A 22,748-nucleotide genomic window follows, 5' to 3' on the forward strand; every position below is an offset into this window, starting at 1 on the left:
GCTCGCGGGTCAGCGAGCCGTGGCCAGCAGCGCCTCCATGTGCGGGAACCGGGACGCGATCGGGTCGCCGGTGAAGGCCTCGTCCCAGTCGGTCTCGGCGGCGTAGACGTGCAGGGCGGCGAAGTCGGGCGTCTGCCCCATGTCGAACCAGTGCCGTACGCCGGAGGGCGTGCACACCAGGTCGCCCGCCTCGGCGACCAGCACGTGGACGGTGTCGTCGCCGGCCAGCCGCAGGTAGAAGCCGCACCGGCCCCGGGCGAAGAACCAGACCTCGTCCGAGCCGTGGGTGTGCTCGTTGAAGTAGCGGTCACGGGAGGCGCGGGCCTCGGCGGCCCACCGCGGGTCGGAGTCGTCCGGCGCCATCCGGACCACCTCGACGTGCCCCAGGCCGGTCTCGGCGGAGAACCGGTCCGCCTCCGCCCGGTACAGGCCGAGCACGTCGTCGTCGCCGAAGCCGGCCGGCAGCTCCTTGAGGGGCCACCGTTCGAACCGGGCGCCGTGCGCCCCGAGCAGGGCCGCGATCCGGTCGGGGTCCTGGGTGCTGAGCAGCGGCTCGGCCTCGCCCGTGGAGGGCAGGACCTGGAGCAGTGTCATGGGAGTCGCCTTTCGGGGGTGCGGACGTACGGCGGACGTCCGGGTCAGTGGCCGGGCTCGAAGTGCAGCTGGCTGAGGAAGCAGTCCCGGGGCTGGTTGACGGCGAAGGTGACGCAGTCCGCGAGGGACTGCGCGGTCAGGGCGTCCTTCGGGGTGCGCGAGGCGCTTTCCCAGGCGGGCGACAGCGGGTCGGTGTTGTCGAAGTCCGGCGGGAACAGGGAGATGACACGGATGCCCTCCGCGCGCAGCCGCTTGGACAGGATGCCGGTGAACGCGGCCTGGCCGCCCTTGGCCGCGTAGAACGCCTCGTGGCCCACGCAGCCGGTGTAGTTCGGCGTCGCGGCGGCCGACACCAGGGTGACGATGTCGGGCCGCTGCGAGGCGCGCAGCAGCGGCAGGAAGTGCTTGACCATCAGGACGGTGCCGCCGGCGGACGCGGTGGTGGCGAGGATGTCGGCGTCGTCCGCGGTGGTCAGGTCCTCGCTCTCCAGCCAGTTGGCCCCGTTGTTGAGGAGCACGTCGACAGCGCCGGCCTTCTCCCGGACGCCGTCCGCGAAGGCGCGTACGGACGCCGGGTCGGTGATGTCGCAGGCGAAGGCGTGCACCCGGTCGTGGCCGAGATCACGGATCTCCCGCTCGGTGCGGCGGGCGCCCTCCAGGCTGCGTGCGGAGAGGAACACCTCGGCGCCCTGCCGGGCGAAGACGATGGCCAGGGTGCGCCCGAAGTCCCGGGCGGCACCGGTGATGACGACGCGGAGGTTCTCCATTGCGGTGATGCCTTTCAGATCGCGAGCGGTGGTCCGCTCGTGCGGAGGGCGGTCGGCGCGGGGCGGCGGTGGCCCCGGGTCAGCCGCGGTGCGGGGAGCTGTCGGGGAGGGCCGCCGGCGCCCGGGGTGCCCGGTCCGCCGAGGCGGCCCGGCGGACCCCGGCGAGGCTGCCCCAGAGGATGAAACCGGTCAGCAGCAGCACCCCGACCAGGCTGTGCGCGGACTGGTCGATGCGCGGGTCGAAGAACTGGATGCCGAACGTCAGGATCAGGTTGCTGCCGAACAGCAGGGACACCGTCATCGGCTCGGTGCGGGTGATGCCCACCTGGAGCAGCAGCAGGGTGCCGGCCACGCCCAGGCCGAGCGCCGCGAACAGGGCGACGTGGGCGGGGGAGTAGGCGGCGGCACTGTCGCGGACCAGGAAGAGCACGAGGGTGGAGACGAGCAGCAGCGGGAACCGGCAGGCCATCATCTGCCCCGGCGCCATCCCCGCCTCGCCCAGGCGCTTGGTGTAGAAGGTGTTGCCCGCCACCGCCGCCGCCGTCACCGCACAGCTCACCACGCCGAGCGCGAACCCGCCGGAGGAGACGGAACCGGTGCCCGAGGAACCCCCGAACGTCATGACGGCGAGGTAGCCCATGGCGGCCAGCACACCCAGCGAGGACAGCACCTCCGTCCGGGAGGGACGGGACTGCGGACGGAGCCGGCCGCCGATCACGATGGTCAGGACCGGCACCATGCCCACGATCAGGGAGTTGGTCACCGCCGGCTCGAACACGCGCAACGCGTAGAGCACCGCCACCCAGCTCAGGGTCGTCGTCACGTTGTACGCGAGGACGTCCGGCAGGCAGCGGCGGACGGACTCCAGCAGCGCCCGGTGGTCCCGGCACAGCGCCAGACAGAGCACCTGGGTCACGCAGAAGGCGTTGAACGCGTAGAACTCGGGGCTGATGTCCTGTACCAGCCGGCCCTCGACCACGGACTTGGCCGCGTTGGCCACGCAGTAGCTGAGCACCAGCAGCGGTCCGGCGAGCGCGCCGATCCGCCGGGCCCGCCCGGCCGGGTCAGGCGATGTCATAGAACCCTTCCCCGTCCAGGTAGCGCACGGTCGCGTAGTCGCGCAGCACCACGTCCTGCACCGGGTGCGCCAGGTCGACCAGCATCGGCACGGTGAAATCGGTCACGCTGCGCCGGATCTCCTGGCCCGCGTTCACGGAGACCTTCGCCTCGTGGAAGCTCTCCAGCGCCTTGACCTCCTCCAGCCTGGGGTAGCCGAGCAGGGTGCCGGAGCGCGGCGCGATCAGCGACATCGAGGAGACGTACTCGCGGACGGCGTACGGTTCGCCGGCCCGGGCCCGGAACCGCTCCGGGTCGGTGTAGGCGTCGGCCGTCCAGTCCAGCTGGCTCTCCCCGACCGCCTTGCGCACCAGCCAGGGCAGGTCGCCGCCGCACAGCCGGGCGCCGGTCTCGATCAGACAGGGCCCGTCGGGGGTCAGCTTCAGCTCGGTGTGCGCGGGACCGTGCCGGATGCCGAGGACGTCCAGGACGGAGAACGCGTACCGGGTCAGCTTCTCCTGGAGCGGCCCGTGCCGGTCCAGCAGCCAGGCACCGTCGAGCAGGTCGCGCACGCCGTTGGCGTTGATGTGGCTGGTCTTCCAGATGTCGCAGACCTGGTGCACGCCGTCGAGGCTGACGGTGTTGACGTAGTACTCGCCGCCGAACAGGTACTCCTGGGCCAGGACTTCGTCGTTGCGGATGGCGAGCGCGCTGTCGGTGCCGAGCAGGGAGCGGAACGCCGAGCGCAGCTCGTCCGCGTCGTCGCAGAAGAACACCCCGTCGTTGCCGGCGCTCTTGACCGGCTTGAGCACCACCCGGGCGGGCCGGCCGTCACCCGCCGCGGCCCGGATCGTGGTGTCGTACCAGGCGAGCAGGGCGTCCTCGTCGGCGGTGAGGAACTGGCGGGCCGCCCGCAGTCCGGCCTCGCGGACCGTCTCCATCATGCGGTGCTTGTCCCGGCGGGCCGAGCTGAGCCGTGAGCCGTTGGTCCGCAGACCGCAGGTCTCGCTCAGGGTGTCGGCCAGTTCCACCCCGCTCTCGATGCCGGCTATCAGCGCCACCGGCTCGTGCTCGGCGACGCGGGCCGCGGTCTTCTCCGGGTCACCGTCGTGGACGATCTCGGCGTCGAAGTCGCCGGGGACGAAGGACGGCGCGTACACCGCGGGCACCACCGGTGTGCTGCGGATGTGGACGCAGGCGAAGCCGCGTTCCCGGAACAGGGGGGCGAGCCGGCGCCCGGAGGAGTAGGCGTCGACTATGGCGACTCTGCGGCGTGCTGACATCTGGGCGTTCCTGTCGAATACGTGAAGGGACATGCTCGTCGGACGAGGGGGCGGGAGGTCACCGGGTGAGGGGTGGCAGGGCGTCGGCGGTGACGGAGAAGACGCCCTCCCGGTTGCGTTTCTGGCAGAACTCGACGTCGGCGAGGAGGATGTCCTCGTCCTGGTGCCTCAACAGGATGGCGCCCGCGCCGCCCTCACCGGTGGTCGGAGCGATCGTCTCGCCCGGAGTTGGCAGGAAGATGTCACCGGCGTAGGAGCGCAACGCCCGGATCTCGTCCAGCCGTTCGAAGCGGACCAGCCGGCCGCCCTCGCGCGCGATGAAGGCGTAGTCGGCGACGAAGCCCGGCTCACCGGGCCGTGCGGCCAGTGCCCGGGAGCCGTCGGCGAGCACGGCCGCCTGGTCGGGCAGGCCGAGCAGGGAGCAGAGGTGCGGCAGGGGGTGGCCCGCGGCCCGGGCCGCGAACTTGACCACCTTCACCGTCCCGCCGGCGTCCGTGACCACCTCGAACGTGACGGGCCCCGAGGTCAGGCCCACGCCCTTCACCACGGGCGACAGCCGCCGTGCCAGTTCCCGCTGCCGCGGTGAGCCGGGTGCGAGGTTCACCACGCTGGTCAGCAGCGACCTGGGGCCTTCCTCCAGCGAGAAGCACCGCCAGACGTCGGTGAGGTGGAGCACGCCGTCGAGGACGACTCCGTTGACGAAGCACGGTGTGCCGGGCACATGGTCGTGGGCGACGATCCGGCCGCACCGGTCCCACAGCCGCCGGATCTCGGTCTCCGGCGGTGCGGCACCGGGCCGGACCAGCACGGCGGAGCCGGTGTCGTCGGAGACCTCCGGCCGCAGGACGACCGTACGGTCCCGGCGGGCCGCCAGGTGGGCGGCCAGCTCCGCCGGGCCGGTGAGGACACGCAGGTCGAAGGCGAGTTCCGGGTCGGCCGCCGCGACGGCCTCGTGCTGACGCGACTTGCTGGCCCACCGGTTGGCCGCCACGGTGCCGGCTTCGGACACGGTCGTCTCCTTCGGGTTGGTCCTCGTGCGGATCGCCTGCCGGGCCGCGGTCGGCCCTACGGCGAAGGGACGGTCAGCGAAGCCCCGTTGGGCTCCTTCGGTGCCTGGTGCAGCAGATAGTCGGCCGCCACCCGGGCCCAGGTGTCCGGGTCCGGGTACTCGGTGTGCTCGTCCGGCAGACAGGTGGCGAGCATGGCGGTGTCCACGCCGCCGCCCGGGTCGACGGCGACGGCGGTGACGCCCGGCAGCAGCTCCGCGGCCTCCTGGGCGACGGCCCGGGTGAAGCCCTCCACGGCGAACTTGCTCGCGGTGTAGGCGGCCAGCCCGCCGCGCGGGTTGCGGCCCCAGCCCGAGGAGACGGCGACGAAGGTGCCGCCGGTCGCCATGCGGGGCAGGAAGGAGCGGGCCAGGGTGTAGACACCGAGGACGTTGACGTCGAGGGTGGCGCGGAAGTCGGCCGGGCCGACCTCCCACACCGGGGCCTGGGGACTGATGTACCCGGCGTTGGCGACGACCAGGGCGGGCGCGCCGAGACGCGTCACGGTCTGGTCGGCCCACCGCTCCACGGCGTCGGCGTCGGTGACGTCGGTGGCGGTGATCAGGTGGCGCTCGCCGAGGTCGGCGCGGAGCCGGTCCAGGGCCTCGCGGTCGCGGCCGCAGCCGGCGACGGGGTGGCCCAGTGCGGCGAAGCGCCGGGCCAGTGCGGCGCCGAGGCCCCGGCTCACGCCGGAGACCACGACGGGCGCGGAGGTGTCGATGGTTCCCATGGTGCTCTCTCAGCTGGTCTGCTCGAAGTGGAACGCCTTGATGAAGCAGTCCCGTGGCTGGTCGACGGCGAACATGACGCACTCCACGAGGGAGTGGGCGGTGAGCTGGTCACCCGCCCCGCGGGGTGCCGTGTCCCACTCCGGGCCCAGGGGGTCGGGGTTGCTGAAGTCGGGCGGGTACAGCGAGATGACGCGCACGCCCTGCGGTCGCAGCTGCGGGGAGAGGAGGTCGGCGAGGCCGGCCTGCCCGTGCTTGGCCGCGTAGAACGCGGCGTGGGCCTGGGTACGGTGGTTGCCGGTGAGCCCGGCCGACGAGATCAGGTTGACCACGTCGGGCCGGTCGGACTTGAGCAGCAGTGGCAGCAGGTGCTTGGTGACGAGGACGGTGCCGGTCACGGTCGAGGCGACCGTGGCGGCGATGTCCTCGTCGGCGGCGGAGGCGAGGTCCTCGCCGGGCAGCCAGCTCGCCCCGTTGTTGACCAGCACGTCGATGTGGTCGGTCACCGTGGCGATCCCGTCGGCGAAGGCGCGTACCGACGCCGGGTCCGCCAGGTCGCAACGCAGGGCGTGCACCTTGTCGAACCCGAGGCCGCGGATCTCGGCGGCGACGTGCTCGACCGCCGCCAGGTTCCGGGCCGAGAGCAGGACCTCGTCACCGCGCCGGGCGAAGAAGAGGGCGAGTGTCCGGCCGAAGTCCCGGGCGGCTCCGGTGATGACCACGCGCCGGGCACGGGGCTCGTGGCCCGCCGGGGCGGCCTGGTTGCCGTTCTGGAGTGTCATGGTGGGGCTTTCCGTGTTCGCGGTCGGTTCAGGGGTGCACGGGGCTGGGGCCGGCACCCGGCAGACCCTCGTACGTCCCGGCCGAGGTCAGCAAACCGTGGGGGTCCAATCCGGCCGCGACCAGGCAGCTTCGGGTGTCGGCGCCGTCGAGCACCTGGGCGGGCGGGAAGAACCCGTGCCCGGTGACGAGCACGAAGTCCATGCCGACCGCCCGGGCGGCGAGGAGGTCCTGGCGCGAGTCGCCGAGCAGGACCGCCTCGCCGGGGGCGGCGCCCACGACCGCGAGCGCCGTGGACAACCGACGTGCCTTCGGTTCCTCGCCGCCGAGCACGGCCCGGAACTCCCCGGCCAGCCCGTGTCCCTCCAGGACCCGTTCCGCCTCGGCGGTCAGGGTGCCGGTGGCCACGTACAGCGGCAGGCCGCGCGCGGCCAGGCCGCGCACCAGCCGGTCGGCGCCGGGACACAGCGGAGCCTTGGGGTAGCGCTCGGCGAGCAGCTCGGCGTACGCGCCCGCGTGGAGCTGGTAGAACGTCTCAAAGTCCATCCCCGTGGCGCGTTCTCCACCCAGGTGGTCCCGGTGGAAGGCGAGGAAGTGCTCACGGCGGGAACGGCCGAAGGTCCGGCGGAACTCGTGGAGGCAGGGGTCCACGAGTTCCGGTCCGAACTCCGCCAGCGCCTCCTCCAGGCACTCCACCTTCAGCTCGTTGGAATCCACGAGCACACCGTCGAGGTCGAACACGACGAGACGGTGAGTGGCGAGCGTCTGTTCGAGGCGTGCGCCGGTGTGGTCAGGCAGCGGCATGGCGGAGCGCGTCCTCCAGTGACGTCGCGGCGAACGACGTCCTGCGGTGCTGGGCGAGGAAGTCCAGCGCGCGCAGTTTGACCTCGATGTCGCGCTCCGAACCCTCCTCCAGACGCTGGACGTAGGTCGGGTGGATCCGGCGCATGCCCGCGATCGCGTAGAGCGCGCTGGCGCCCCAGCGGTGCTTGTGCATCAGCGGTTCGAAGCGCCGGGCCACCAGGTCCAGCATCGGCTGCAGCGTCCGCTGGTCCGTGCCGAGCGCCGCCAGGAGCTGTTCGGTCCTGGTGTTGCCGGCGCCCCGGCCCATGCCGAGGACGGTGGCGTCCAGCCAGGTGGCGCCCGCCTGGGCGGCGGCGAGGGTGTTGTGCAGCGCGAAGCCCTGGTTGTCGTGGCCGTGCAGGCCCACGGGGGCGCCCTGGCCGGTCCTGAACCGGTCGACCAGTTCGGTGATCCGGCCGGCGTGCAGGGAACCCAGGGAGTCGGCGACGTACACCGACTCCAGCGGGCCCAGGCCGGCCACCAGGCGGACCAGGTCCGCCACTTCGGCGTCGCTCGCCAGGTCCACCTGCATCAGGTTCAGACAGACCCCGAAGCCGGCCTCGCGCAGGGAGGCGACGCTCTCGGCGACGTCGGCCGTCCTGTTGTGGTGGACGGCCACGCGGACCAGGTCGACCGGGAACGGTCCGTCGGCCAGCAGCCCGCGCAGCCGCGGGCCGGCCTCGGCCGCCGGTACCCCGGCCAGCGCGGTCGCGTCCACCATGACGGCGAAGCGCAGCCGGTGGCCGTCGGGCAGGGCGTCGCGCAGCGCGGGCGTGACACCCGAGGGGAACCTGCCGTACGGGCCGTGGTCGCTCGGGGCGAACCGGGTGTAGCCCAGCTCGACGATGTCCACGCCGGTCGCCGCGCAGGCCCTGAGGTACTCCTCGACGAGGGGTTCCTCGAACTCCCAGTTCGTGTAGTAACCGCCGTCCCGCAGCGTGCAGTCCAGGACGGTGACGTCGGTGCGGTCCACCGTGCTCACTTGTCCTCCAGGTCGGGCAGGGTGTCGGTGAAGTCGACGTGGTGGATGCGCTGCATCGGCGCCCAGTTGAGGCGGCCGTCGTTGCCCGGGTGCCGGACCAGGAGGCTGCCCTCGCCGTCGTGCATCATGTCGTCCCACTCCTGGACCCGGGGGTGCAGGTCGTTGGCGCGCAGGAAGTCGTGGACGGGCTCGAAGTGGTCCTCGGCCTCGACGTACATGAAGAGCGTGAGCGGGTCGATGTAGAAGATCTGCAGCTTGCGGACGCCGATCGTCTCCAGGGCGCCGCCCGGTCCGACGACCTCGGGCCACACCTCCCGGTGGAGCGCGATGTACTTCTCCGCGGCGGCCTCGTCCCGGAGGCGGATGGTGAAGGCGTGGTTCTTCATGGCGCGAGCTCCTTGGCAAGGGTGAGGAGGTGCTGGTACGTGCGGTGAACCTCGGTCCAGGACTCGTCGTCGAGGACGTGGCGGCTCGGACCACGGACATGGGTGGTCTTGATCAGGCCGCGTTCCTTCAGGAAACGCTTGGCGATCGACAGGTAGTAGTCGGTGCTGTTCATCATGTGGCACATGAGGTACGACAGCGGGTAGCCGATCCGTTCGGCCTTCTCCCGCTCGCCGGCCTCCAGCAGCCGCCACAGGGTCACCACGATCTCGGCGATCTCGGTGGCGGGGATCGTCCCGGTCAGACCCCGCCGGTGACAGTCGAGGAGCATCATGCCGCCGTCGCCCTCGAAGATGCGGGCCCGGCCGCCGGTGGCGTCGCGCAGCTCGCTGACCCTGGGCGGCGAGGGCTGGGCCTCGGGCTTGAACAGCACCCGGTCGGGGCCGTACCGCTCCAGCATCCGGGCCTGGGCGGCGATGGTCAGGGGCTGCTTGGCCAGGCTCTTGGCGTGGTGGACGATCACGGGGATCCGGACCGACTCCACGACCCGGGTGAAGTACTCCACCATCCCGTTCTCGTCCAGCGGGATCGTGGCCGGGTGCATGACCAGCAGGGCGTCCACCCCGGCGGACTCGGCGTGCCGGCTGTACTCGATCGCCGCCTCGGGTGTCTCGGCGCCGGTGCTCATCACCGACACACCGCGTCCGGCGGCGGCCTTCGCGCTCAGCTCGGCGACGCGCAGCCGCTCGGTGTGCGTCAGCCGCAGCACCTCGGAGACCTGGCCGACCACGAACCCGTCGCAGCCGACGTCGAACATGTGCTCCGTCTGGGCGAGGAAGTCCTCCTCGTCGAGGGCGCCGCCGTCGGTGAACGGCATGATGACGACCGGCAGCACCCCCTTGATCTCCCTGGTCCCGTCGGGCGGTTGCTGACTCATCGCTGCTCTCCCTTCATCTCGTGCCGCCCTTGCGGCGTGGTCGCGGTCATGCCGAACCGGCCAGGCGTGCGATCTCGGCGGCGGCCCAGGGCGCCATCTTGAATCCGCCCCCGTTGAAGCCGGTGGCCAGCAGCAGTGCGGGGGCGTCCGGGTGCGCCGTGACCCGGCCGCGGCCGTCCGGGGCCCAGCACTCCGCCGCGCGCAGCCCACCGAGGTGGCGGCTGCCGGAGAGCCATCCCCAGCGCCGGGCGCCCGCCGCGGCGGCCAGCCGGGACTGGGCCGCGTCCAGCTGTTCCCGGCCGGGTGGCGAGGGCAGCCGGTGGTGCGTGGGGTGTCCGACGTAGACCCCGCCGCTCTCCGGGTCGGGCCGGCCGTTGACGTCGAACTCGTCGTCGGTGTAGGCGGGTTGGCCGGACACCGGTGCGTCGGGTCGGTACAGCTCGACCTGTACGGCCTGGGCCCACAGGTCGTGCGCCAGGCCCCACGTGGTCAGCAGGTGCGCGGTGGCGGCGCCGGTGGCCAGTACCACCCGGTCGGCACGGACCGCTCCGGCGCTCGTGCGCACCCCGGTGATCCGGCCGCCGCCCGCCCGCGTCAGGCTGTGCACGGCGACCCCTTCGAGGACCGTGCCGCCCCGGCGCCGGCCGGCGCGCAGGAAGCCGCGGGTCACCTCGGCCGGGTCCAGCCAGCCGGACTCCGGCTCCCACACCGCCCCGTGGCCGGCCGGCCCGGCCAGCAGGTGGCCGAAGCGCTCGGTGACCTCCTCGGCCGCCAGCCAGGTCACGGGCGACCGGGCGCCGAGCCGGGCCGCCTCCGCGCGGGCGCCGGCCACCCGGTCCGGGGCCGGCAGGTACAGGAACCCGCTGGTGTGGAAGGCGGCCGGTTCCCCGGTGTGCTCGGCGAAGCGGCGGAAGTACCGCCAGCCGGCCGCCGCCCGGTCGGAGAGGACCGGGTCGTCGTGGTGGCAGCGGACGATGCCGCCGCTCCAGGCCGTCGTGCCCAGCCCGGCACGGTCCCGCTCGGCCAGGACCACGCGGGCGCCGCGGGCGGCCAGTTCGTGGAAGACGGCCGTACCGACCACCCCGGCGCCGACCACGACCACGTCCGCCCGGTGGACGGGATCAGTCATGCCCCGCGCCTTCCAGGGCGAGCGGTTCGTCGTCGCCGTGGACGGCCGTCTCCCGGTGCTCCAGTACGGAGCGGAGGATCTCGCCGGAGCGGACCGCGACCATCGACAGCAACGAGGACGTGATGCCGTGCGTGTGCTCGGTGCCGCCCTGGACGTAGATTCCGGCGTTCCTGAGGCCGTCCACGGTCAGCCGGTAGTCGCGGCCCACCCGCAGCCGTCCGGCGGCGTCCCGGGCGCAGTTCGGACCCAGGGCGCCGAGCAGCGGCAGCGGGTCCTGCTCGTCGTAACCGGTGGCGAAGACGGCCGCGTCGGCGGCGACCTCCTCCTCCGCCCCGGTGGCCTGCGAGCGGACGCGGACGGTGACGCCGGTGCCCCCGTCCTGGACGGCGGTGACCTCGCTGACGCCCCGGACCCGCAGGCGGGCGTGGCCGCGTACCTTCTCCTGGTACGCCCGCCGGTACAGCTCCTCGATCAGATCGAGGTCCACGACCGCGTAGTTGGTGTTGCGGTGGTAGGCCATCAGCCGGTTCTTGGCGGCCTCGTCGGCGTCGTAGTACACGTCGACGGCCTCGGGGTCGAAGACCCGGTTGGCGTACGGGCTGTCGTCGGCCGGGCTGTAGCCGTAGCGGGCGAACACCGCCTCCACCTCGGCCCGCGGGTAGGCGCGGTGCAGGTACTCGGCCGCCTCGGCGGCACTCTGTCCGGCGCCGACCACCACGAACCGGCGCACGTCCGAGGTCCACCCGGCGAGCCGGGTCAGCAACTCGCTGCTGTGCCAGACGTGCGCGCCGGCCCGCACGCCCTGCGGCATCCGGGGCCGCAGGCCACAGGCGACGACCACGTTGCGCGCCCGGTGCACGGTGCTGCCGCCGGGGCCCGTGACGACCACCTCCAGCAGGTCGTCGACCGCGCGGACCTCGGTCACCTCGCTGGAGTAGGAGACCATGTGATCGACCCCGGCCGCCGCCCACTCGAGGTAGTCGTGGAACTCCTCGCGAGTGGGGTACAGGATCTTGTGGTTGATGAAGTCCACCAGCCTGCCGCGTGCGTGCAGGTAGGGGACGAACCCGAAACGGCTGGTCGGGTTGCGCAGGGTGGCCAGATCCTTCAGGAACGACACCTGCATCGTGGCGCCGTCGATGAGCATCCCCCGGTGCCATCCGAAGCCGGGCTGCCGCTCCAGGAAGAGTGCGGTGACCGCCTGATCGCGCGGAGCGCTCTCGTTGTGTTCCTCAAGGGCGATGGCCAGGGCCAGGTTGGCCGGTCCGAAACCGATTCCCACAACGTCGTAAACCGGCGAGAAATTGTCGCGCGGATTTCCCATCAAGACATTTCCCTTCCCGTCGGGCGGTTGGTTCGATATGCCATTGCCCGAGGCGAGTCAGAAGCTATCCCGAATTCCGGCCGGGTGACGGCCCGGTGGCGGAGCGTGGCAGTGAACTGCCACCCGGCACGCGGCACCCTCCGCCAACTGGCGCCGTATGCCCGTTTAACACCTGCTTTGGCGGTGACACTTTCCTGCAAGGTCGGCCGGGTCCGCTGTCCTGACGCCGAGTTCGCCGCGCACAGTTGACCAGGACGGGAAAAGGCATGGAAAAGCCCCTGTCCCACCGGCCGAGCGATCCTTTAACGGGATATGGATAAAGCATGATCACCAAATTTCGGATACATGAAGGCGCCGCTGTCAGCGAGTTCGGCATGGCGTGTCAGCGGCTCATTCCCTGGCAGGCGCAGGAGAGCCGGGAGGAGCCGCCGTTCGGCGGCATGGCCTGCTTCCTGCCGGCCGGCGCCTCCTCGGAACCCGACTGCCACGACCAGGACGAGGTCATGGTGATCCTCTCGGGCTCCGGCAGCCTCGACCTCGCCGGCGACAGGACCGAGTTCACCGCCTCGGACGTGGTCGTCCTGCCCCGCAACCAGGAGCACGTCGTGCACAATCCGGGCCCCGAGACCCTGACCTGGCTCTCGGTCTACTGGCCGCTGCACGAGCGGAAACGGACCGAGGGCCCGGGGGTGACCGAGTGAGCGCTCCGGTCTGGATCACCGCCACTCCGCCCACTCCCAACGGCGACCTGCACGTCGGTCACCTGGCCGGGCCCTACGTCGCCGGTGACGTACTGCGCCGCTTCCTCGCCACCGACGGGGTCGAGGTCCGCTACACCACCGGCCTGGACGACCACCAGAGCTACGTCCCGGTGCGCGGTCTGAAGGACGGCGGACGTACCGGCGAGGAGGTCGCCGACGGTTACGGCGCGTCCATCACCCGGGTCTGGCAGCAGGCCGAGGTCGCCTTCGACCGGGTGGTGCGCCCACGCGAGGAGGACGGCTACCTCGCCCACGTCCAGGACTTCCTGCTCCGCCTCCACGACGCCGGGCACGTCGTCGCCCGTACCCGGCCGCTGCCGTACTGCACCCCGTGCGAGCGCTGGCTGTACGAGGCGTACCTGACGGGCAAGTGCCCGCACTGCGGTTCCTCGTCCAACGGCAACGCCTGCGAGCCGTGCGGCCGGCCCAACGACTGCGCCGACCTGGGCGAGCCGCGCTGCACCGTCTGCGGCACCCCGGCCGAGATCCGCGACACCACCCGGCTGTACTTCCCGCTGGCGCCGTTCACCGACCGGCTGAAGGCGTTCTGGGCAACGGCCGACATGCCGCCCCACCTGCGGCTCCTGTGCGATCAGATGGTGGCCGACGGGCTGCCGGAGATCGCCGTGAGTCACCCCGGCGAGTGGGGCGTGCCGGTGACCGTGCCCGGCTTCGAGGACCAGCGGGCCTACGTGTGGTTCGAGATGGCTCCCGGCTACCTGTGGGAACTGCCCGAGCAGCAGCGGGAGAAGGGTGACTGGCCCGCTCCCGTGCAGTTCTTCGGCTTCGACAACGGCTACTTCCACGCCGTGCTGTTCCCCGCCCTGTACGCCGCCCTGCATCCCCGGGCCGCCCTGCCGCGGGCCTTCGTGGTCAACGAGTTCTACCGGCTGGACGGGCTGAAGTTCTCGACCAGCCGACGGCACGCCGTCTGGGCGCACGAGGCGCTCGCCGAGGCCGGCTCCGACATCCTGCGCCACCATGTGCTCGCCGACCGGCCCAACGGCCGCCAGACCAGCTTCACCCGCGCGGACCTGGAACGCACCAGGACCCTGCTGACCACCCAGTGGAACGGCTGGCTGGAGCGGCTGTTCGCGGCGGTGGCCCGTGACAGCGACGGCCGGGTCCCCGCGGAGCGGCCCGAGGGGCCCGCCTGGCAGCGGCTGCGGGCCCGGCTGGAGCGCACCGTGGCGGAGCTGCGCGAGTCCTACGGCGTCGAGGGCTTCGACCCGCGCCGAGCCGTCGCCCTCCTCGACGAGACCGTCGCCGGCGCGAGCGACTTCGGGTACGTCCACGCGTACGAGCGGGACCGCTCGCCCGCCGCCCACCGGGCCGCCCTGACCGCCCAACTGGCCGTCGCCGGCGCCCTGTCGGCGTGGGCCGCGCCCGTCATGCCGGCCGGCGCGGCACGGCTCGCCGCGCTGCTGGGCGAGGACGCCGGCCGCGCGGTCGACGCCACCACGCTGACCCCGCCCCCGGCGGGTCGGCCGCTGACCGTGCCCGGCCGTCCGGTCTTCGGTGACTGAGACCATGGCACGACAGGACGACACCGAGGTGCGCGTCGCCGTCGTCGGACCCTTCAGCGGCCCGCGGGCGGCCTGGGGCGAACTGCTCACCCGGGCCGCCGCCGCCCACCGCGGCGCGGGCGTCGGCTGGGAGTTCCACGACGACCGGGGCGACGCCGACACCGCCGAACGCGTCGCGCGTGCCCTCACGGCGGATCCCGGACCCGCCGTGCGAGCCGTCATCGGTCACTTCAACAGCCTGGGTGCCGCACAGGCCCTGCCGCACTACCGGCAGGCCGGTCTCCCGGTGCTGCTGCCGCTCGCCACCGACCCGGACCTGCTCGCCGCGGGCGGCGGCGGAGCGCTGCGCTGGTGCCCGCACGACCTGGGCCAGTGCGCCGCGATCCGCCGGGCCGCCCAGGACCTCGGCGTCGGCCCCCTGACCGCCGTCGACGACGGCAGCCCCTACGGGCGCCGGCTCGCCGAGCGGTTCGCCGGGCTGTCCCCGGACCCGGTCCCTGACCCGGCCGCGACGGGCCGGGCGCTGGTCGTCTGCGGCACCCACCACGGCGCGGCGGACACCGCCCGGCGCCTGCGCGCGGACGGGCACGACGGACCGCTGTTCTTCACCGACGACTGCGCCGTACCCGAATTCACCGACCTGCTCGGCGACGCGGCGGGCGACGCCCGGGTCGTACGGCTGCGCGGCGGCCCGTACCTCCAGGTCGAGGCGGCCTTCGCGGCGCTCCTGCGGGCCCTGCGCTCGGACCCGGCCGCCACCGGTGACCGGTTCCTCACAGCCGTCCGCGCGGTCGCCGGCCCCGTCTTCGACGCCGACGGCGATCCCGTCGACGCGGACGACGACGCCGGCTGGGAGGTCGTCCCGGTCGACCGGCTCGCGGCCACCCGGGCACCACGCCCGACGGGCACCCCGGCACCACGCCCGACGGGCACCCCGGCCACCTGGTACGACGTCGTGGTCATCGGCGCCGGCGTGGTGGGCGCCGCCACCGCGGCGGAACTGGCCGCGGCGGGCCTCACCGTGGCGGTCGCCGGCCTCGGCCCCGACGCCGGGTCGGCCACCCACGTCTCCGGGGGCCTGATCCGGGCGTACGAACCGCAACCCGTCGTACGCGCCCTGGCCGTGCGCAGCCACCAGCTGCTGTGGGGCACCGCCGCCCCGCCCCGGTCGGCCGGCCTCCGCCGCACCGGCTCGGTGGTGCTGCTCGGCCCCGACGACGTCACCGAGGCCGAACGCGGCATCGCCGAGCTGGCCGCGGCCGACATCAAGGCCGACCTGCTCACACCCCGCGAACTGACCGCGCGCTGGCCCGGCCTGACGGCGGACGGCGTCGCCGCCGCGGTGTGGGAACCGGGCGGCGGCTACGCCGATCCGGCCGGCACCGCCGCGCTGTACCTCGCCCGGGCCCTGCGGCACGGGGCCGTCCTGCTGCCCCCGGGACCGGCGCACACCCTGGAGCCGCACCGGGGCGGGGTGCGCGTGTCCACCCCGGCGGGCGAGCTGACCGCCCGCTGCGCGGTGGTGGCGGCGGGCGGTGGGACCCCGGCGCTGCTCGGTGACCGGCTGCCGCCCCGCCCCGGCGGCCCGGCCCCGCGCACCAGACGCATCCGGTACGCCTACTTCCGCGGCCCCGGCCACCTGCCCGCGGTCAGCGACCTGACCTGCGGCATCTGGGGCCGCCCGCAGCTGGACGGGGAATTCGCCGGCGGCCAGCTGACCGGTCGGCCGGTCGAGGAGTGGGACGTGCCGGCCGGCCACGGCGACGTCCTCACCGACGAGCAGGTCGCCCACATCCGTGCCGGAGTCGCCCACCGCTGGCCCTGGATCTCCCAAGCCCCTTACCAGGGAGGCCGGTTCGGGGCCGACCTGTACCATCCAGACGGGCCTTTCCTGGGCCTTCTCCCCGGTGAGCCCCCGGTCGTGGTGGCCGCATGCTGGTCCGGAGCCGGATTCAAGACGGCGCCGGGCGCCGCCGAAGAGGCGGCGGCCGCCGTGCGGTGCCTGCTGCAGTGGCAGGGCCCCACGTCGTGACGGCTCCGCCCCCGGCACACAGCGAAGGTGACACCTTGAGCACTTCCCCGCGCCACCCCCTCGGCGCCGAACTCCCGGCCACGGACCGGACGCGGCTGCGCCGCATGAAGGAGAAGGGGCGCACCGCCCGCGCGGACCTGGACGCCGTCCTCGCCGCCGGGTTCATCTGCCACCTGGGCGTCGTCGTCGACGGCACCCCCGTGGTCGTACCCACCGTGTACGGCGCCGCCGCGGACACCCTCTACCTCCACGGCTCCGTCGCCGCACGCAGCCTGGCCTCGGCCCCCGACCGGACCGTCTGCGTGACCGTCACCCACGTCGACGGGATCGTGCTGGCCCGCTCGCTCTTCGAGCACAGCATCAACTACCGCAGCGCCATGATCTACGGCGTCCCCCGCCAGGTCACCGACCCGGAGGAGACCCTGACCGGACTGCGCCTGATCACCGAGCAGGCCCAGCCCGGCCAGTGGGACTACGCCCGCCGTCCCAGCCGCAAGGAACTGGCCGCGACGACGCTGCTGGCCCTGAGCCTGGAGGAGGCGTCGGTCAAGGTGCGCACCGGACCGCCGGACGACGGCGACAGCCCCGACGCCGCACTCGGCCTGTGGGCGGGTGTCGTCCCCGTGCGCCTAGAACGGGGTGCCCCGGTGCCCGATCCCGCGCTCGCACCGGGCATCGCGCTGCCCCACCACCTCGACTGAGGACCCCGCCCGGGGTCCGAGACGTAGTACGACGATCTAGTACGACGATCCGAGACGTAGTACGACGACACACGGAAGGCGAAACGCCATGTGCGGTCTGAGCGGTTGGGTCTCCTACGGACGGGACCTGCGAAGGGAGCGGGAGACGGTCGCCGCCATGACCGCGACCATGGCCTGCCGCGGCCCGGACGACTCCGGTGTCTGGGTCCGGCCGCACGTGGCACTCGGCCACCGCCGGCTCGCCGTCATCGACGTCGAGGGCGGCCGCCAGCCGATGTCCTACGACACCGGCGGCGGCGAGGTGGCCCTCGCCTACACCGGCGAGATCTACAACTTCGTCGAGCTGCGCGACGAACTGCGCCGCCGCGGGCACGCCTTCCGCACCCGCAGTGACACCGAGGTCGTGCTGCATGCCTACCTGGAGTGGGGCGAGGCGCTGGCCGAGCGGCTGAACGGTATGTACGCCTTCGTCGTCTGGGACGGCCGGACCGAGCGGCTGCTGCTCGTCCGGGACCGCCTGGGCGTCAAGCCGCTGTATTACCACCCGACCCGGGACGGGGTGCTCTTCGGCTCCGAGCCCAAGGCCGTCCTCGCCAACCCCCTCGCGGAGAAGGCCGTCGACCTCGACGGGCTGCGGGAGGCGCTCTCCTGGGTCCGCACCCCCGGGCACGCCGTGTGGCGCGGCATGCGGGAGGTCCGGCCGGGCACCGTGGTCACCGTCGACCGCGACGGTGAACGCGTGCGCACCTACTGGAAGCTGGAGGCCACCGAGCACACCGACGACCGGGCCGCCTCCGTCGCCCGGGTGCGGGAGCTGCTCACCGACATCGTGGGCCGCCAGCTGGTCACCGACGTGCCGCGCTGCACCCTGCTCTCCGGCGGCCTCGACTCCAGCGCCATCACCGCGCTGGCCCAGCGGGAACTCGGCGACAGCGAGCAGATCCGCAGCTTCTCCGTCGACTTCGCCCGGCACGAGGAGAACTTCGCCGCCGACCCGTTCCGGGCGGACGCCGACGCCCCCTTCGCCAAGGAGACCGCCGCGCACTGCGGCACCGCGCACGAGAACCTGGTGTTCGACGCCCAGGGCATGGCCGATCCTGCCGTCCGGCGCGCGGTGGTGGCCGCGAAGGACCTCCCCGCCGGGTTCGGCGATGCCGACAACTCCCTCTACCTGCTGTTCAAGGCCGTCCGGGAGCGTTCCACCGTCGCCCTGTCCGGGGAGTCCGCCGACGAGGTGTTCGGCGGCTACAAGTGGATGCACCAGCCCGAGGCCCAACAGGCCGGTATGTTCCCCTGGGTCGACCACACGCACGTGACCAGCCCGCACACCGGTACCGGGGTGTACGACAAGGGCCTGCTGGCCGACCTCGACCTGCCCGGTTACCTCCGCCAGCGGTACGCGGAGGCGGTCGCGGAAGCGCCCCGGCAGGTCGGCGAGGACCCGTTCGAGGCGCGGATGCGGCTGGTGTGCTACCTGCACCTGACCCGGTACCTGCGCATCCTGCTGGACCGCAAGGACCGGCTCAGCATGGCCGTGGGCCTGGAGGTCCGGGTGCCGTTCTGCGACCACCGGCTGGTCGAGTACGTGTTCAACACGCCGTGGTCGATGAAGACCTTCGACGGCCGCGAGAAGAGCCTGCTGCGGGCGGCCACCGCCGATCTGCTGCCGCGTTCGGTGGTGGAGCGCCGCAAGGCCCCCTACCCGTCCACCCGCGACCCGTTCTACACGACCGCGCTCCAGCAGCACGCCAAGGAGGTGCTCGCCGACCGGAACCACGCCGTGCACGCCCTCACCGACCAGGAGTGGGTGCAGCAGACGGTGGCCCGGGCCGCCGCCGACGTCGACGGCACGGCACGTACCGGCCTGGAACGCTGGCTCGACCTGGCGACCTGGCTGGAGATCCACAACCCCCGGCTGGTGCTGTCGAACTGAGCTGACGCAGTCGGCCCGGCCCACCGTGCGCCGCCGTCTTCGTGCGCCGCCGTCTCCGGGCGCCGCCGTCTCCGGGCGGCGCCGGGCCCGGGGGCCCGGGGGCCCGGGCCCCACCGGCAGAGAGGTGAACGGGGTGTACCGATCAACTGTCAAGTTCCGCGTCCTGGGGCCGGTCGAGTACCACGACGGAGAGAACTGGGTCCCCGTCAAGGCCGCCAAACAGCGCACGCTCCTGGCGCTGCTGCTCCTGAACGCGAACCACCTGGTGTCCGCCCAGCAGTTGCACGCGGAACTGTGGAGCGACGGACCGTCCAACCACGTGGGCGGCCTGCTGGCCGGCTGTGTGTGGCGGCTGCGCGCCGCGCTCGGTGACTCCGCCGGCCGGACACTCCTCACCAGGCCCGCCGGATACCAACTGGCCGTGCCACCCGAGGCGATCGACCTCCACCGGTACGAGTCACTCGTCGCCGCCGGCCGCGCGCAGCGCGCCGCGGGGAACCCGGCCGGGGCCGTGGAGTCCTTCGGCGCCGCACTCGGACTCTGGCGTGGCGCCCCCCTCGCCGACGTCGCCCTCACCCCCTCGATCATGGCCGAGTCCGCGCGGCTGGAGGAGTCCCGGCTGGCGGTGACGGAGGCCAACCTCGGCGTACGGATCGCCCTGGGGCAGCACGAGGACGTCCTGCCCGAACTCAAACTCCTGGTGGCCCAGCACCCGTTGCGCGAGCGGCTCCACGAACACCTGATGACGGCGCTGTACCGGGCCGGTCAGCAGGCCGAGGCGCTGGGTACGTACCGGGACCTGCACCACCTGCTCGCCGACGAACTGGGCATCGACCCGAGCCGGCCCCTGCGCGAGCTGCAGCAGCGCATCCTGGAAGAGGACCCGCGTCTCGACGACGGGGGCGCCCGGCAGGTCGCGACGGCGTCCGGCCCCCGGGAGCCCGCCGAGTCCCCGGCGGCGGCACCGTCCCTGCTCCCGCACCGGCCCGCGCCGCTGGTCGGCCGGACGCGGGAACTGGCCGCGCTGGTCAGGCTCCTGGCCGGAGGGCGTTCCGCGGTCGCGATCCACGGGCTGGCGGGTTCGGGCAAGAGCACCTTGGCGGTCGAGGCCGCGCACGCGATGGCCGGCGACTTCCCCGGCGGACGGGTCCACGTGGACATGCGGGGCACGAGAGGCGGTCCCGCCCTGCGGCCCGACCAGGCGATGCGGCTGATCCTGCGGGCGTTCGGGACAGCACCCGAGGGCGACGACGCGCCGGCCCCGCACACCTGGGCCGGCGCGGGCGGACGCCGGGCGCTGATCGTGCTCGACAACGTCCGCGACGCGGACCAGGTCCAGGCGTTCCTCCCCGCGCCGCCCGGCTGCTCGCTCCTCATCACGAGCCGATCGCCCATGGGGGGCATGGACGGCCTCGGGCACCTGCGGCTGGGACGGCTGACCGTGGCCGCCTCGGCCGACCTGCTCCGGCGCAGCGTCGGCCGGCCCCGCGTCGACGCGGAACCCGCCGCCACCTCCGACCTGATCAGATCCTGCGACCACCTGCCGTTCGCGCTGCGTCTCGCCGCCGACCGGCTCGCCACCCGGCCCGACTGGACGGTCGCGGACCTCGCCCGCCACGTGGCCGAGCCGCACCAGCGGCTCGACTTCCTGGCGTGCGGCGACGTCAGCCTGCGCGACTCACTGCTGGCGAGCCTCCACCTCCTGCCCGAGGAACCCGAGGAACCCGAGACGCCCGAGGAACCCGGCGGGCCCGCCGGGGCGGCGGTGACCGCGGTGAAGGCACTGAGGAGACTGGGCCTGCTCGACCTGGCCGTCGTCACCGTCGCGGCGCTGGCCGTGCTCCTCGACACGGCGGAGGGGCAGGCGCACAGGATCGCCGAACGGCTGGTCGATGCCGGGCTCGTCGAATCACTCGCGATCGACCGGTACCGCGTACCGCAGAGTGTCCGGGCCCTGGCGCGGGAGATCCCGGGGCCGGACCCCGGGGCCGCCGAGGCCGTGCAACGCGTGGTCGACCACTACGCCACCGCCGCGCGGGAACAGACGGGGCTGACCTCCGGAGCGTGGTACCGCCAGGAGCGGGCGATGCTCAACGCCCTGGTCACCCGGGACAGGACCGGGACCCTGACCGAGTCCCTCGGCAGGATGGCCGCAGGGTGAGCGCGAGCGGGTCCCGCCCGGCGCACCCGCGGCCCCGGCCGGAGGACTGACGGCGCGGAGGACTGACGGCACGGCGGACGTGACACGCTCCCGCGGCCACGACCGGGACCTCGTCCAGGTCGCGCGTCGTCCGCGGCGCGGTCCGGGGCCCGGCGCGTGGCCGGGCCGATGCCGCCGGGTGCCGGTTCGCGTCTCAGGCCGCGAGCTCGTCGGTCAGCCGTCTGCGGTCCGCCTTCCCGACGGTGGTCAGCGGGATCGACTCACGCCGGTGGTAGCTGCGCGGACGCATGTAGCGGGGCAGGGAGGCGACCAGTTCCGCCACTTCGTCCGCCGCGACCTCCTCGCCGGTGTACACGGCGCGCAGTTCGTCCTCGCCGTCGGCGGCGGGGACGACGAGCACGATGGCATCGTCGATCGAGGGGTGGCACCGCAGCGCCGACTCGATCTCACCGAGTTCGATCCGGTGGCCGCGGATCTTGACCTGGGCGTCCATCCGGCCGAGGTGGACCAGTTCGCCGCCTTCGAGCCGGCACCGGTCCCCGGTGCGGTAGTAGTGCTCCGGTGTGAGCGGTTCCCGGCCGTCGTGGACGTGGCCGCGCTCCGGACCGGGGTCCGGGTCCGGTGCCATGAGGACGAACCGCCCGGCGTTCTCCCCGGGGTCCAGATAACCGGGGAAACGCTGCGGACCACGCACACACAGCTCCCCGTCGTCGGCGGGCCGCAGCTCCTCGTCCAGCAGGAGCCAGTCCAGCCGCGGGTGCGGGAGACCGATGGGCAGGGACCGGTTGCTGGTCTGCGGCCAGTCGGCCCGCTCCCGCGGAACCTCGTACCCGGTGACGACGATCGTGGTCTCCGTCGGGCCGTAGCAGTTGTGCATGACCGCGTTCGGCGCCGCGGCGCACCATGCCTCCGCCTGCTCGAAGCCGAGCCGCTCCCCGCCGAACAGGCCACGCCTCAGCGTGGGCATGCTTCCTGGACTCAGCGCGCGCAGCCGCTTGGCGAAGGAGATGACCGACGGCACCGACATCCAGTGGGTGAGCCGCTTGGTGTTGACGAACCGCACCGGGGTGAACACGTCACCGTGCTGCGCCACGCAGAGGGTCGAGCCGGACCCCCAGGTGCTGAACATCTCGGACACCGAGCCGTCGAAGGACATCTCGAAGTTCTGCGAGACCCGGCAGCCGGGGCCCAGCTCGTAGCGGGCGACGGCTTCCGTGAGGAAGGCGTCCACGCAGGCGTACGTGGTGGGCACGCCCTTGGGCCTGCCGGTGGTCCCGCTGGTGAAGATGATGTACGCCGTGCCGGTCGCCGGCGGGCGGCCCTGGTCCGGGACGTCGTCCGAGGGACCGGGGGAGAGCAGGGGGCGCCACCTCTCGCCCGTCATGTCGAGCAGCGGCACCCCGGCGCCGTGCCGGTACTCCGCCGCGCCCTCGCCCGCGGTGTCGTCGAACACCGTGAGACCGAGTCCGCCCTCCGCGGTGATGTCGAGGTTGCGCGACGCCGGCGCGGCGGGGTTCAGCGGCACCGCGGTGGCCCCGAGCCGCTGCACCGCCAGATAGGCGACGTAGCTGACCGCGGTGCGCGAGGTGAGCAGGCCCACGGCGGCGGGCCGGCCACCCGCCGCCTCGACCATGCGGGCCGACATCCACTCGGCGGCGGACCGCAGTTCGGCGTAGGTGAGGGTGACGTCGAGCACTTCGAGGGCCGGGGCGCCCGGTCGCGCCTCGGCGGAGGCCCGGAACCAGTCGTAGAGGGTGCGGGTCGTCATGGTGCTTCCCTTC

Annotated in this window: 20 protein-coding genes; 6 read left to right on the forward strand and 14 right to left on the reverse strand. The window is 73.2% G+C overall.

The window, feature by feature from the left end:
* Nucleotides 1-9: 9 nt before the first annotated feature.
* The 13 genes from KM933_RS13425 to KM933_RS13485 all read right to left on the reverse strand — a co-directional run bounded on the left by KM933_RS13425 (nt 10) and on the right by KM933_RS13485 (nt 11,853).
* Nucleotides 10-594, reverse strand: coding sequence for a cupin (locus tag KM933_RS13425; protein WP_221351667.1), 585 nt, complete (start codon nt 592-594; stop codon nt 10-12).
* 44 nt (nt 595-638) lie between these two features.
* Entirely contained in the window at nt 639-1,361 is a 723-nt protein-coding gene (locus tag KM933_RS13430) for an SDR family oxidoreductase (protein WP_221351669.1), read from the reverse strand.
* 79 nt (nt 1,362-1,440) lie between these two features.
* On the reverse strand, nt 1,441-2,439 hold the full coding sequence (locus KM933_RS13435) for an EamA/RhaT family transporter (protein ID WP_221351670.1): 999 nt from the start codon (nt 2,437-2,439) through the stop codon (nt 1,441-1,443).
* Nucleotides 2,426-3,700: an ATP-grasp domain-containing protein gene (locus KM933_RS13440; protein WP_221351672.1), complete on the reverse strand. Its 1,275-nt coding sequence runs from the start codon at nt 3,698-3,700 to the stop codon at nt 2,426-2,428. Before KM933_RS13440 ends, KM933_RS13435 begins: the two co-directional genes overlap by 14 nt.
* A gap of 58 nt (nt 3,701-3,758) precedes the next feature.
* The gene (locus tag KM933_RS13445) at nt 3,759-4,709 is read right to left on the reverse strand and encodes a hypothetical protein (RefSeq protein ID WP_221351674.1); all 951 of its coding nucleotides are present in this window, start codon (nt 4,707-4,709) and stop codon (nt 3,759-3,761) included.
* A 56-nt stretch (nt 4,710-4,765) separates the two neighbouring features.
* On the reverse strand, nt 4,766-5,476 hold the full coding sequence (locus KM933_RS13450; RefSeq protein WP_221351676.1) for an SDR family oxidoreductase: 711 nt from the start codon (nt 5,474-5,476) through the stop codon (nt 4,766-4,768).
* Nucleotides 5,477-5,485: 9 nt separating this feature from the next.
* The gene (locus KM933_RS13455; RefSeq protein WP_221351678.1) at nt 5,486-6,256 is read right to left on the reverse strand and encodes an SDR family oxidoreductase; all 771 of its coding nucleotides are present in this window, start codon (nt 6,254-6,256) and stop codon (nt 5,486-5,488) included.
* 28 nt (nt 6,257-6,284) lie between these two features.
* Nucleotides 6,285-7,058 (reverse strand): HAD family hydrolase, encoded by a 774-nt coding sequence (locus tag KM933_RS13460; RefSeq protein WP_221351680.1) that lies wholly within the window; start codon nt 7,056-7,058, stop codon nt 6,285-6,287.
* Complete coding sequence (locus tag KM933_RS40260) at nt 7,045-8,079, reverse strand: beta/alpha barrel domain-containing protein (RefSeq protein ID WP_221351683.1); 1,035 nt, start codon at nt 8,077-8,079, stop codon at nt 7,045-7,047. Before KM933_RS40260 ends, KM933_RS13460 begins: the two co-directional genes overlap by 14 nt.
* Nucleotides 8,076-8,465 (reverse strand): L-rhamnose mutarotase, encoded by a 390-nt coding sequence (locus KM933_RS13470; RefSeq protein WP_221351685.1) that lies wholly within the window; start codon nt 8,463-8,465, stop codon nt 8,076-8,078. The genes KM933_RS40260 and KM933_RS13470 overlap by 4 nt, the downstream gene beginning before the upstream one ends.
* Nucleotides 8,462-9,400, reverse strand: a complete 939-nt coding sequence (locus KM933_RS13475) for a dihydrodipicolinate synthase family protein (RefSeq protein ID WP_221351687.1) — start codon at nt 9,398-9,400, stop codon at nt 8,462-8,464. The genes KM933_RS13470 and KM933_RS13475 overlap by 4 nt, the downstream gene beginning before the upstream one ends.
* Nucleotides 9,401-9,446: 46 nt before the next feature.
* Entirely contained in the window at nt 9,447-10,529 is a 1,083-nt protein-coding gene (locus tag KM933_RS13480; protein ID WP_221351688.1) for an NAD(P)/FAD-dependent oxidoreductase, read from the reverse strand.
* A complete protein-coding gene (locus KM933_RS13485) occupies nt 10,522-11,853 on the reverse strand; it encodes a lysine N(6)-hydroxylase/L-ornithine N(5)-oxygenase family protein (RefSeq protein ID WP_221351690.1) in 1,332 nt (443 codons plus the stop codon). The genes KM933_RS13480 and KM933_RS13485 overlap by 8 nt, the downstream gene beginning before the upstream one ends.
* Before the next feature lie 323 nt (nt 11,854-12,176).
* Here KM933_RS13485 and KM933_RS13490 point away from each other — a divergent pair, with 323 nt between their 5' ends.
* The 6 genes from KM933_RS13490 (at nt 12,177) to KM933_RS13515 (ending at nt 20,967) form a co-directional block, all read left to right on the forward strand.
* Nucleotides 12,177-12,554 carry a cupin domain-containing protein gene (locus KM933_RS13490; protein ID WP_221351692.1) on the forward strand — a complete coding sequence of 126 codons (378 nt, stop codon included), beginning with the start codon at nt 12,177-12,179 and terminating at the stop codon, nt 12,552-12,554.
* Complete coding sequence (locus tag KM933_RS13495; protein WP_221351694.1) at nt 12,551-14,140, forward strand: methionine--tRNA ligase; 1,590 nt, start codon at nt 12,551-12,553, stop codon at nt 14,138-14,140. The genes KM933_RS13490 and KM933_RS13495 overlap by 4 nt, the downstream gene beginning before the upstream one ends.
* Nucleotides 14,141-14,144: 4 nt before the next feature.
* Complete coding sequence (locus tag KM933_RS13500) at nt 14,145-16,172, forward strand: FAD-dependent oxidoreductase (protein WP_221351696.1); 2,028 nt, start codon at nt 14,145-14,147, stop codon at nt 16,170-16,172.
* Between the two features lie 104 nt (nt 16,173-16,276).
* Entirely contained in the window at nt 16,277-16,873 is a 597-nt protein-coding gene (locus KM933_RS13505; protein WP_221351884.1) for a pyridoxamine 5'-phosphate oxidase family protein, read from the forward strand.
* Between the two features lie 88 nt (nt 16,874-16,961).
* Nucleotides 16,962-18,806, forward strand: a complete 1,845-nt coding sequence (gene asnB / locus KM933_RS13510; protein ID WP_221351698.1) for an asparagine synthase (glutamine-hydrolyzing) — start codon at nt 16,962-16,964, stop codon at nt 18,804-18,806.
* A gap of 133 nt (nt 18,807-18,939) precedes the next feature.
* The gene (locus tag KM933_RS13515) at nt 18,940-20,967 is read left to right on the forward strand and encodes an AfsR/SARP family transcriptional regulator (RefSeq protein ID WP_221351700.1); all 2,028 of its coding nucleotides are present in this window, start codon (nt 18,940-18,942) and stop codon (nt 20,965-20,967) included.
* 193 nt (nt 20,968-21,160) lie between these two features.
* Here KM933_RS13515 and KM933_RS13520 read toward each other — a convergent pair whose 3' ends face one another.
* On the reverse strand, nt 21,161-22,735 hold the full coding sequence (locus KM933_RS13520) for an AMP-binding protein (protein ID WP_221351702.1): 1,575 nt from the start codon (nt 22,733-22,735) through the stop codon (nt 21,161-21,163).
* Nucleotides 22,736-22,748 lie beyond the last annotated feature (13 nt).

The sequence above is a fragment of the Streptomyces beigongshangae genome (assembly GCF_019710745.1).
Lineage (GTDB): Bacteria > Actinomycetota > Actinomycetes > Streptomycetales > Streptomycetaceae > Streptomyces > Streptomyces beigongshangae.